This is a genomic window from Microbulbifer maximicatervae (SeqCode) (assembly GCF_052467505.1).
In genome coordinates, this window is sequence record NZ_CP174313.1 from 4,726,253 (window position 1) to 4,738,564 (window position 12,312).

The 12,312-nt window shown below is 53.3% G+C and carries 7 protein-coding genes and 1 pseudogene; 7 read left to right on the top strand and 1 reads right to left on the bottom strand.

Features of this window, described 5'->3' with window-relative positions:
* Together ACJJIN_RS20790 and ACJJIN_RS20795 are read left to right on the top strand one after the other, a co-directional pair.
* A complete protein-coding gene (locus ACJJIN_RS20790) occupies positions 1-2,733 on the top strand; it encodes an ATP-binding cassette domain-containing protein (RefSeq protein WP_444896038.1) in 2,733 nt (910 codons plus the stop codon).
* Complete coding sequence (locus ACJJIN_RS20795) at positions 2,723-4,840, top strand: ATP-binding cassette domain-containing protein (protein WP_444896039.1); 2,118 nt, start codon at positions 2,723-2,725, stop codon at positions 4,838-4,840. The genes ACJJIN_RS20790 and ACJJIN_RS20795 overlap by 11 nt, the downstream gene beginning before the upstream one ends.
* A 114-nt stretch (positions 4,841-4,954) precedes the next feature.
* Here ACJJIN_RS20795 and ettA read toward each other — a convergent pair.
* Positions 4,955-6,620 (bottom strand): annotated as a pseudogene (gene ettA, locus ACJJIN_RS20800) (energy-dependent translational throttle protein EttA).
* A 180-nt stretch (positions 6,621-6,800) separates the two neighbouring features.
* Between ettA and ACJJIN_RS20805 the strand changes: the two are divergent.
* The 5 genes from ACJJIN_RS20805 to fnr all read left to right on the top strand — a co-directional run bounded on the left by ACJJIN_RS20805 (position 6,801) and on the right by fnr (position 12,286).
* On the top strand, positions 6,801-7,907 hold the full coding sequence (locus tag ACJJIN_RS20805; protein WP_444896040.1) for an enoyl-CoA hydratase/isomerase family protein: 1,107 nt from the start codon (positions 6,801-6,803) through the stop codon (positions 7,905-7,907).
* A 72-nt stretch (positions 7,908-7,979) separates the two neighbouring features.
* Positions 7,980-8,885, top strand: a complete 906-nt coding sequence (gene mmsB, locus ACJJIN_RS20810) for a 3-hydroxyisobutyrate dehydrogenase (protein WP_444896041.1) — start codon at positions 7,980-7,982, stop codon at positions 8,883-8,885.
* Between the two features lie 397 nt (positions 8,886-9,282).
* On the top strand, positions 9,283-9,981 hold the full coding sequence (locus ACJJIN_RS20815) for an OmpW/AlkL family protein (RefSeq protein ID WP_444896042.1): 699 nt from the start codon (positions 9,283-9,285) through the stop codon (positions 9,979-9,981).
* Between the two features lie 123 nt (positions 9,982-10,104).
* Positions 10,105-11,487, top strand: a complete 1,383-nt coding sequence (hemN, locus tag ACJJIN_RS20820) for an oxygen-independent coproporphyrinogen III oxidase (protein ID WP_444896043.1) — start codon at positions 10,105-10,107, stop codon at positions 11,485-11,487.
* A 73-nt stretch (positions 11,488-11,560) separates the two neighbouring features.
* On the top strand, positions 11,561-12,286 hold the full coding sequence (gene fnr / locus ACJJIN_RS20825; protein WP_444898279.1) for a fumarate/nitrate reduction transcriptional regulator Fnr: 726 nt from the start codon (positions 11,561-11,563) through the stop codon (positions 12,284-12,286).
* The last annotated feature ends 26 nt before the right edge of the window (positions 12,287-12,312 follow it).

Below are 12,312 nucleotides of genomic sequence, written 5' to 3' on the forward strand. Positions count from 1 at the left end.
GTGGAAAGCAAAAGACGCTGGTTAGTTCCAGAGGTAGTTCAGACCTCTAATATGGACTGTGGTCCGGCTTCCCTGAAGTGTTTGCTCGAAGGTTTTGGTGTAAATACACACTACGGCCATTTGCGCGATGCCTGCCAGACTGATGTAGATGGAACCTCGATAAATACCCTGGAAAAGATTGCGGTAGAGCTTGGGCTAGAAGCTGCCCAGATGGTGGTTCCCGTGGATCATCTCTTATTGAACTCCACCGGCTACTTGCCAGGATTGGTTGTGGTACGGCTACCAAACGGTAACACTCATTTTGTCGTGGCCTGGAAAAATCATCGCGGTATTGTGCAGGTGATGGATCCCGCCAGTGGTAGGCGTTGGCCTAGCGCACGTCGTTTTTTGGATGAGTTGCATGTCCACATCCTACGGGTGTCTCCTCAGGGCTGGAGAACCTGGGCAGGTGGTGATGACTTTATTGCCCCGCTTAAAGAGCGTATTGCACACTTAAAGGTTGGCGATACTGTGGCCACCACGCTCTGTGACAAAGGGCTAAAAGATAAGAGTTGGCTGTCGCTGGCATTTCTCGATGCATCCGTTCGAATGCTCACCTCATTAGTTACGTCTGGGGCGATAAAGCGAGGAACTGAAGTCAGTGGTATGTTGCAGCGGCTGTTTGTTGAGTTTTCTACAGATACCAGCCAAGCATTTTCTCTAGTGCCAGAGAGTTACTGGTGCGCTAGGCCGTCCCGTCCCCGTGGAAGTGAGCCGGCAGAGACAATTGAACTGTCGCCAGAGCAGCTGGCATTTAGTGGTGCGGTGATCGTGAGCGTAAAAAGGGTCCGCGATGTCAGTGAAGTTAAACCGAAATCGGAAGCGCTATCCAGGGCTTTGCGAGAGCCACCGGTTCAACCTCTCAGGCAGCTCTGGGGGTTGATGCGCGAAGATGGATTGATTGCGCCACTCACTATATTTATTGCTATGCTCGGAGCGGTATTGGGGCTGATGTTCGAAGCCTTGCTTTTCCGTGGCCTGATTGATATCCACAGCGAGTTAGCCACAGAGATACAGCGAGCAGGCACGATTGCATTGCTGTTGATCTTTATGATCACATTAATGCTATTGCAGTTTCCCGCAGCAAAAGTCCAAATGGTGGTCGGGCGCCGTTTGGAAAATCGTTTCCGCATAAGGTTTTTAGCGGCCCTACCCAAAATACCTGATCATTTCTTTCAGAGCCGTCCCACCTCTGATACAGCCGAACGCTCACACCGCATTGCCGCCTTGAGAGGTTTGCCTGTTCTCGGAACGAGTCTCATTTTTAAAATTTTCTCCCTGTTCGCTACTGCACTCGGAATAATCTGGCTTGCTCCAGCTGCCGCTCCTTTGGTGCTAGTCATGTCGGTATTGCAAGTTGCTGTACCCTTGATGTTCCATCCAGTACTCACTGATTACAGTATGAGAGTACAAACTCATGCGGGAGCCCTGGCTCGCTTCTATATGGATGCGCTGCTGGGAGTTATTCCAATCCGTACGCACGGCGCCGGTGAGTCTGTACGGCGTGAGCATGAAAACCTGCTCACTGAATGGATAAGGGCTGGATACTCATCACTGAGTTTTCAGCTCAATAGCCAGGCGGTACAGCTGTTGATTAATTGTACCCTCAGTAGTGTATTGGTGATTTATTGTGTTAATGCACGAGGGGCAAGTCCCGATCTGCTTTTATTGATTTATTGGGTATTGGCATTGCCGCCGCTGGGTGAAGAAATTGCGGGACTGATGCGAAGTTATCCACGGCAACGGAATTTTTTACTGAGAGCCCTCGAACCGCTGCAAGCAGTCACTGAAACAGACACAGATAAAAATTCCGCTGATAGTGTGGAATTTTCCCCGGCAAAACCGGTGGGTATCAAGTTTGAGAATGTCACCGTTAATACCAGCGGTCGCACTATTCTCGACAGGGTAAATCTGGAAATTAACCCCGGTGAGCAAATTGCTGTGGTCGGAGCATCCGGCGCTGGCAAGTCGAGCCTTGCCGGATTATTGCTGGGGTGGCACAAACCCGCCAGTGGCCGTGTGATGCTCAATGGTAGAGAGTTGAAGGGAGAATTACTGCATCGTTTTCGCCTTCACTGTGCCTGGGTTGATCCCGCAATTCAGCTGTGGAATAGCAGCCTTCTGGAAAACTTGAGTTACGGCAATAAGCCCGGAGCTCCCCTTTACCCCATTTTACAGCAAGCGGATTTGCTCAAGCTGGTAGCAGCGCTACCGGAGGGGCTGCAAAGCCCGCTAGGCGAAAGTGGTGCCCTGGTCAGTGGTGGTGAAGGGCAGCGCGTACGTCTGGGGCGCGCACTTGGCCGCGAGGAAACTGCTTGTGTGATTCTGGATGAACCGTTCAGGGGGCTTGATCGCCAACAGCGGCAGCGCCTGATGAACCGGGTGCGGGAGGTTTGGCAGGGGGTCACCCTGATCTGTATTACCCACGATATCAGTGAAACCCGGGACTTTCCTCGTGTTTTGGTCGTGGACGAGGGTTGCATTATTGAAGATGGTAAGCCCAGTGAGCTTCAAGCCCAGGGCGACACGCGCTATGCGCAGCTACTGGCAGCTGAAAGCAGTCTCTGGCAAGAGTGTTGGCAGAGTAGCAGTTGGCGTCACTTGCGCATGGCCAGCGGTCAATTGACAGAAGTACAAGGAGTTCCTGGGGCGACACCGGCCTCCCGGTTTACGGAGGTTGCCAGTGAGCAGTAAAGAATTAATGCCCTATTGCTGGCCAGTGTCGCAGCTGGAGGCCGCCTTACAAGCGTTGGCAAAATACAGCGGCTTGGAGCCTGAAGTAGCGGAGCACAAATCCCTTGGAAGCACCCTGGAGTTGAATGCCAGGTTGCAGGCAGGTGCTGAAGCTTTGGACTTGCAAGTGGAGCAGGTGAGTTGTAGCTACCCAGAGCTGGAAATCATGCTGTTGGGAGCCGCCCCGGCGCTGTTGCGGGTTCGCTTTCCCGAGGGGGAATATTTTATCGCACTGTGTGGTGGCAGGGGGCATAAGTTACAGCTGCTCACACCGGCACTGCACCTGGAGAAAGTTTGCCTAGAGCTGGTTATTCAGCAGCTGGCTCGCGAGCTTGAAGGGCCCCAGCGCGAGCGTATCGAACAGTTGCTGGATAGTGCACACATTCAAGGGCGTCGGCGCAAGAAAGCCATGACCGCCCTGCTGCGGGAAAACCTTGCCGGCGTACGCCTGGATGATTTCTGGTTGTTGCGTCAATCCTCTCACCGGTCTTTCCGCCTACAACTTCGCCAGCGCGGGTTGTATTGGCGCTCTGCCGCCATGCTTGCCTGTCACAGTGCCCAGATGGCTATTTTTCTGTGTAGCTGGTGGGTGATAGGTAGGGCTGTGCTCGAGGGCCATATTGATACTGGCTGGCTATCTGCCTGGGTATTGTTATTGGTGACTCAGGTTCCCCTATCCCTGCTCACAGCCCGGCTGCGAGGTGTGGTCTCCGTTGAGACCGGTGCACTCCTGAAGCAGCGATTGCTTGCCAGCGCGCTGCGCGTTATTCCCAGTCGTATTCGCCATATGGGGTCGGGTCAGGTATTGGGCAGGGTTTACGATGCGGAGAATATAGAAGCCAGTGCGTTACAGGGTGCCTTTTTATTATTGCTCGGCGTTGTAGAACTGTTAATTGCAGCCTCAATTTTACTGATGGGAGCTGGTGGCCTTATCTACGCAGCAATTTTGCCCCTATTTTTAGCGGTTGCGTTTTTCCTGGGGCGGGCACAGTACTACGGCCGCAAAGAGTGGACGTCACAGCGCCTTTCAATGACCCACCGTTTGATTGAGAAAATGATCGGCCACCGCACCCGCCTCGCGCAGCAGGCACCTGGCGACTGGCACCGGGGCGAAGACAGTGAGTTAAATAACTACCTGGAGATTTCCTCTCACATGGATAACACCATGGCGCGTTTGCAGGCTTTTTTGCCGCGCCTCTGGTTACTTCTTGGGGTAGTGGGGTTGGCTCCAATATTTATCGCTAACAGTATTAGTAGTACCCAGCTCGCGATTGCCTTTGGAGGTATGTTGTTGGGGTATCGCGCGGTCTTGAAGTGTATGAGTGGCTTTACCAGTGCTTTGAATGCAGCAATTTCCTGGGAAAAAGTACGTGAATTATTTTTCTTGGAAGAGTGCATTGTAAAGGGAAGCGTGGGGTCGGCAATGGTTACGCCGTCGGGCCAGCAAAGTTCCTCGCAACCACTGTGTTATTTACGCGATATTGGCTTTACTTACAAAGGAAAAGATCAAGCGGTGTTGGCGGGTTGCAATCTCAGTATTTATCCTGGCGATCGGCTTTTACTACAGGGCGCTTCTGGTTCAGGTAAATCTACTTTAGCGAATATTCTCACCGGTATTCAGCGGCCGGATGAAGGTTTATTACTACTTAATGGCTACGACCGGGCGAGTATTGGTGCTGAGCCTTGGCGCAGGATGGTCGCATCAGCTCCCCAGTTTCATGAAAATCATGTGCTGGGAGATTCATTTCTTTTTAATTTATTAATGGGAGACCAGTGGCCACCTCACCAGGAGAGCCTGCGCAAGGCTTATGCAATTTGTGATGAGCTGGGGCTGACCCCGCTATTGAAAAAAATGCCGGCGGGGATTTTACAAACGGTTGGCGAGATGGGGTGGAGGTTGTCTCATGGCGAGATGAGCCGTTTATTTATCGCCCGTGCGCTTTTACAAAATGCTGAGTTAGTGGTGTTGGATGAGAGTTTTGCGGCACTCGATCCGGAGAACCTGCAGATGGCGGTAGCCTGTGCGCAGAAAAATGCAGATACCCTGATGGTGATTGCCCACCCCTAGAGCGCTAAGTTTATTTTTGGGGATTTTACTTAAGTAACCTATGGAAGGAGAGGTATTATGTACCTCGAATCTAATAAAAAAGCCCGCATAATGCGGGCTTTTTTATTATCAAAATCAAGTCTTAAGCTTCTTATAATGCATGCGATGGGGTGTTGCATCCTCACCTTTACGCTGCACAAAGTCTTCGTGGTACTCGGTGTAGTTACCTTCAAAGAAGACCGCTTCACTCTCACCCTCATAGGCGAGGATATGGGTGGCAACGCGGTCCAGGAACCAGCGATCGTGCGAGATTACCAGGGCACAGCCGGGGAAGTTGAGCAGGGCTTCTTCCAGGGCGCGCAGGGTTTCGATATCCAGGTCGTTGGAGGGTTCGTCCAGCAACAGTACGTTGGCGCCCTGCTTGAGGGTATAGGCCAGGTGCAGGCGTCCGCGTTCACCGCCGGAGAGGCTCACCTACGCGCTTCTGCTGGTCACTGCCCTTGAAGTTAAAGCGGCCTACATAGTTGCGTGAGCCCACTTCGTAGTTGTTGATCTTGAGCATATCGTGGCCGTCTGAAATGGCCTCCCAGACGGTCTTGCTGTCGTCCAGGTTCTCACGGCCCTGTTCAACGTAGGCGACCTTGACGGTTTCACCGATCTTGATTTCACCAGAGTCCGGTTGCTCGGTGCCGCTGATCATACGGAACAGGGTGGACTTACCGGCACCGTTACCGCCGACGATACCTACAATTGCGCCCTTGGGTACGCGGAAAGACAGGTTGTCGATCAGCAGGCGCTCGCCGAAGCCTTTGCTCACACCTTTAAACTCAATCACATTGTCGCCGAGGCGCTCGCCGGGCGGAATGTAGATTTCGTTGGTCTCATTGCGGGCCTGGAAGTCCTGGGACTGCATTTCTTCCAGGCGGGACAAACGGGCCTTGTTCTTGGACTGACGGCCCTTGGGGTTTTGGCGGGCCCACTCGAGTTCCTTTTGCATGGCTTTGGCGCGAGCCTGTTCGCCGCGCTGCTCTTGCTCCAGGCGTTTTTCTTTCTGTTCCAGCCAGGTGGTGTAGTTGCCTTCCCAGGGGATGCCGTGGCCGCGGTCCAGTTCCAGAATCCAGCCGGCAACATTGTCGAGGAAGTAGCGATCGTGGGTGATGGCAACCACAGTGCCGGTGAAATCGTGCAGGAAGCGCTCCAGCCAGAATACGGATTCCGCATCCAGGTGGTTGGTGGGTTCGTCGAGAAGCAGCATATCCGGGCGGGACAGCAGCAGGCGGCAAAGGGCCACACGGCGTTTTTCACCGCCGGACAGATTATTTACGTCCGCATCCCAGGGCGGCAGGCGCAGGGCGTCTGCGGCAACTTCCAGGCGGTGCTCCAGGTTGTGGGCGTCCCAGGCCTGGATAATGTCTTCGAACTGTTGCTGTTTCTTGGCCAGGGCATCGAAGTCTGCGTCGGGCTCGGCGTAATCGGCGTAGACCTGTTCCAGGCCGGCAAGGGCGTCGATGGCTTCGCGTACACCGTCCTCTACGTTGCCGCGCACGGTCTTGCTGGCATCGAGTTGCGGTTCCTGGGGCAGGTAGCCGACCTTGATGCCGGGCATTGCGCGGGCTTCGCCGTTAAAGTCCTGGTCGACCCCAGCCATAATGCGCAGCAGGGTGGATTTACCTGCGCCGTTTAGACCGAGTACGCCGATCTTGGCGCCGGGGAAGAAGGAGAGGGAGATGTCCTTGAGGATCTCGCGCTTGGGGGGCACTACTTTGCCCACCCGGTTCATGGTGTATACGTATTCGGCCATTTGGGGTTCCGTAATGGGTGTTGGAATCGGTCAGATTTTGCGCGCAACTTATCAGTTTGCGTAAAAAGTGCAACCGGGCATCTCTTAGGTAGCCCGCTGTACTCGCGTGTGGCTGACGTCAAATGTGATCTGTGTTTAACTGCGACACTATCTAGTACAAGAGCAATAAGACGAATAAAAATGGATCAGGATTCCCCGGTGTTGTTTTCCCGGCGCGGCGCCCTGGCGATCGCGACACTAAACCTCCCCAAGGCTCTCAATGCCTTAAATTCATCCATGATCGATCTGTTGTCGGCCCAGTTGGACCGCTGGGCTGAAGACACTGAAGTCGCGGCAGTCTGGATCGATGGCAGTGGCGACAAGGCGCTGTGCGCCGGCGGCGATGTGGTGGCGCTGTATCGGGAGTCCGCCGCTTATGGTGAGACACCGGACTACGGATTCACCACCGACTTCTTCTCCCGCGAATATCGCCTGGACTACCAGATTCACACTTACGCCAAGCCCGTCGTGGTGTGGGGCGGTGGCTTCGTGATGGGAGGCGGTATCGGCATTATGGCGGGAGCCAGCCACCGGATTGTGACCGAAACCACTCGCATGGCAATGCCGGAGATTACGATTGGTTTGTTTCCCGATGTGGGGGGCAGCTGGTTCCTGAATCGTATGCCCGGGCGCCTCGGGCTTTTCCTGGGGCTGACCGGTGCGCAGTTTAATGGTGCCGATGCCCTGTTTACCGGTATGGCGGACCGCATGATAGGCCAGGATCAGCGGGAATCAGTCTTGTCTGCGTTAGCGGAGCTCAGTTTCGGTGAAAACCTGGAAGCCAATCACCAGTTAATTAGCAATTGCCTTAAATCCCAGGAGCTGCCCCTTCTGGAGCGGCCTGAGTCTGCTCTGCGTGAGCATTATGACCAAATCCAGCAACTTACCGATTTTGCCACCTTGCCAGAGGTTTGTGCTGCCATCAGTGCATACCAGGGTGTGGATAAGTGGTTGCAGCGGGCAGCTGCCACTTTGGCAGGTGGCTCTCCGCTGACACCCTGGATTGTGTGGGAGCAATTACAGCGGGCTCGACACCTGTCCCTGGCGGATATCTACCGCATGGAGTTGGCACTCGCGGTAAACCTCTGTGCTAGTGGCCACTTTAAGGAAGGGGTGCGCGCGCTGTTGATTGATAAAGACCGCGAACCCCAGTGGCAACCTGACAGCTTGGAACAGATTACACTTGCGCAGGTGGAAAGCTGCTTTGAGGACCCCTGGGGCGGTGAGCACCCGCTGGCCGACCTGTAGATATCGTATTTACCGAGCGTCCCGGGCTGTTAGTCGCCAGGGATACCAACAACAAAATAGGGAGTGGCTTTTATGGAAAAGATAGCCTTTTTTGGTTTAGGTAACATGGGTGGCCCCATGGCTGCCAACTTGGCGAAGGCCGGCTATACCGTAGCGGCATTTGATTTGAGCCCTGTTGCTCTGGAACAGGCACAGCGAGACGGCTGCCTGCCCTGTGACAGTGCCCAACAGGCTGTTGAGGGCGCGGATATCGTAATTTCCATGTTGCCCAGTGGCGACGCGGTGAAAGGGCTCTACCTGGGAGAGACTGGGCTGTTGCAGCAACTCCCGGCCGATACCCTGATTATCGACTGTTCGACTATCTCCGCAGAGGATGCCTGCCTGGTCAGCCAGGCTGCCGGGGAGCGTGGGTTGAGAGCGATAGATGCTCCGGTATCCGGTGGTACAGCTGCGGCACAGGCGGGGACGCTTTGCTTTATGTGCGGCGGGGATGAAGCGGCATTCGATGCAGCGCGGGCCCCGCTGCAGGTGATGGGCAGCAAGATATTCCTCGCCGGTGCTGCCGGTGCCGGGCAGGTGGCAAAGATTTGCAACAATCTGCTGCTCGCGATCCATATGACCGGTACCGCAGAAGCTTTACAGTTGGGAGTGGATAAGGGCCTGGATGCCAAGGTACTGAGCGATATTATGCGGGAAAGTTCGGGTAATAATTGGTCCCTGGCTAACTACAATCCCTACCCGGGCACTATGGAGAGCGTGCCTTCGGCAAAGGGTTATGCCGGCGGTTTCAGTGTGGCATTGATGCTCAAGGACCTGGGACTGGCTATGGATGCCGCCTCAACCAGTGCATCCTCTACTCCGATGGGAGCCCTGGCGAAAAATCTTTTCCAACTGCATGGCGCTAGTGAGGAAAACCAGCAACTGGATTTCTCCAGTATTCAGAATATGTTCCGGCGCCCAGCGGGCAGCCTTACTTAGCGCCTGTTTAAAGGCCTTGCACCACAGTCTGGCAATGTCGGCAGTGGTGCAGTTTTGGCCTGGTTTGTTTGCCCTTAACTTTGTCATCTAAAGAAAAAATTTGCGGTAGTTCTCAATTTGGCAAGATCGTATCAAATACAGTTGAGTACTCGGTTCCCTCGGACTTTCTGAGCCGCTATCTTCCCCGCCCCTTCCCAGAAACGGGTCTCCCTTAAACAGCGCAATTATCTTGCTGCTGCACATTCCAATGGATTTTTTTCCAGGTAATTCGGCAGCTTGATTTGGATCAAGCAGCCTCAGGCAGCCAGCGAGTAACCTGTCCGCGACTTGTGATTGTGCCTGGAGGGGGGCCCTTCCTGAGTCGGGAAAAATGCCTAATCGCTTTATGGAGAAGTTAATGAATCGTATAACTGCTTGTGCGACAGCCGCTTTGACCGCCGTACTTTCTGCACCCGCACTGGCCTATGAACAAGGCAGTTTAATTCTGCGCGGTGGCATGGCCACTGTAGCACCCGATGCTAATTCCAGCGTACTTTCCTTGAATGGAACCGGCATCGACCAAACTGGTGTTGATGTGGATAACGGTTCCGCACTGGGCCTGACCGGCGTCTACATGTTCCGCGATCATTGGGGTTTGGAACTGGTTGCCGCAACGCCGTTCAGCCACGATATCGAAGTTGTTGGCGAGGGCCTGGGCAGTTTCAACCTGGGGGAAACCAAGCACTTGCCGCCGACTCTGTTGGTTCAATGGTATCCGATGGAGCCACAGTCCAACATTCAGCCGTATGTTGGCCTGGGTGTGAACTACACCGCTTTCTTTGATGAAGAAATCAGCAGCACCGCCGATAGCGCTTTCGAAGGCCTTGGCGCCACCGGTGATGCAGAACTGTCCCTGGACAATTCATTTGGCCTGGCAGCAGAAGCCGGTATCGATTTTACCTTCGGTGCCGATCAACGCTGGCTGTTCAATATGTCTGTGTTCTGGATGGACATCGAGACCGACGCCAAAGTCAAAGTACCTGGCCTGGGTGAAGTGACTGCCAATGTGGATATTGATCCGCTGGTTTACATGGCTGGTCTGGGCTACCGCTTCTAAAAGGTAGCAATAAATAGGTCTGGGGTAGAGCAGTCACTGTGGTTTTCTGGTCGAAGACCCGGTGGCTGCTTTTTTGTTTGTGTCGGATTTCCAAGCAAACTACCGAACGAGGTGTGAATGAATATGAAGCAAGAGATTAAAAGCCCCGTGGGAGGGTTGTCTGAAGAACTCTTATCCCGTTATAGCGGACCCTGCCCGCGCTACACCTCGTATCCTACCGCCGATCGTTTTCACACATTAAATGGAATTGAGCCCTGGGCAGCACTGCAGGATATTCGCAGCTTGTCCCTTTATGTTCATATTCCTTTTTGCCGTTCTCTCTGTTACTTCTGCGCTTGTAATAAAGTAATCACTCACCAGTATGGACTGGCTTCCAGTTATCTGGATCACTTGCTGCAGGAAGCCCAGTGGTACCGGGATAAGGTGGCTGATGTCCCCGTTACCCAATTGCACTTGGGCGGTGGTACGCCGACATTCTTGAGTGATAGTGATATGCGTCGCTTAATGGGAGGGCTGGCTGAAGTTTTTGATTTGCGCCCTGGCGACGGGGTTGAATACAGTATTGAGGCCGATCCACGTACCCTTGAGTTAGAGACCCTGGATACCCTGCGAGAACTGGGCTTTAACCGCTTGAGCCTGGGGGTGCAGGATTTCGATATCGAAGTTCAGCGTTCAATCAATCGTATCTGCAGTGCCGACCAAGTCACGGAGTTGACCGTAGCGGCGCGTGAGCGCGGGTTTGAGTCCATTTCCTACGACCTGATTTACGGACTACCCAAGCAGGGGCTGAGCAGCCTGCACCGCACTTTGGATAAAGTGCTGGAGCTGCAACCGGACCGCATCGCTCTTTATCACTATGCACACCTGCCACACCGATTTAAGGCCCAGCGCCTGATTGATACGGATTTAATCCCTTCTGCCGCAGAAAAAGTGGCGATGCAGCTGGCGGCTGTAGAGCACCTGGGTAAGGCGGGGTATGAATTTTTGGGGATGGATCACTTTGCCCGTCCTGGGGATGAACTGGCTAAGGCAGCCCATGCCGGTATGCTGCAGCGCAATTTCCAGGGTTACACCCTAATGCCGGCAGATGCTTTGGTCGGTCTGGGGGCATCGGCGATCAGCTACAGTCGCGATGGCTACTGGCAAAATTTACATCGCTTAAAAGAATATACTCAGGCGATTGGAGAAGGGAAATCTGCAGCCTGCCGCGGCTGGTTAATGGATGATGAAGATCGTTTGCGCCAGTGGATTATTAGTGAATTAATGTGTCGTTTGCGCCTGGATAAAAACCTTGTTGAACAGCGTATAGGTGCTTCCTTTGAGGAGTATTTCTCTGAGGAATTAGCGCGCTTACAGCCTATGTTTGACGATGGTCTAATTTATCAGAATAACGAAAATATTATTGTTACCGAGGAAGGCCGCTGGTTCGTGAGAAATGTTGCCGCTGCATTTGATATGTATTTGCACAGTCAAGAAACAGATGCGAAATATTCACGTGTTCTATAGCTACCGGCAGGAGACTAACGGCTCGACAGCCGTTACAATTGCGGCAAATTAGTTTACCGACCGGTTTAGTATGATGGATTCCTCTACAGCTGTTAGTTGCGGCAACTGTTCAGTCAGGCGTTTGTGCTTGCCAGCTGGTTTGTGTCAGTCTGATATTGATCGGCTAGAGCATATCACGCGTCGAAAGAAAATAATTAAAGCGGGGGAGACCCTTTACCGAGCTGGCGATCCATTTGCCAATCTCTATGCAATACGCTCAGGCAGTTTTAAAACTGTGGTGATTGCTGCAGATGGTGACACCCAGGTCACCCACTTCGCTTTACCTGGGGAACTGCTCGGTTTGGATGCCTACAGTACTCGGGTACATCCGAGTTATGCGGAAGCATTGGAAGACAGCAGTGTTTGCCTGCTGCCTTTTACTCAACTGGAAATTTTGGCCCAGCAGGTGACAGCCCTGCAGCAGCAGATTTACAGCATTTTTTCTGAAGAGTTGCGCCAGGAAAACGATATTTTAATGTTGTTGGGCAAGCGCTCTGCCGATACTCGTTTGGCGGCTCTTCTGATTAATATTTCCAGCCGCTACGCTCGCCGTGGATACTCTCACAGTGCGTTTGTTTTATCGATGCCGCGCACTGATATCGCCAATTATTTGGGTTTGACAGCGGAAACTGTCAGCCGGCTTTTCTCGCGTTTTCAGCGAGAAAAATTAATTAAGGTGAGTGGCCGATCAGTTGAGATTATTAATTTAATTGAGCTCAGTGAGCTAGCGGGTACTCACTGCGGATATGATGAAGACTGAATTTTGAAATAGTGTCCTGGCTTTAT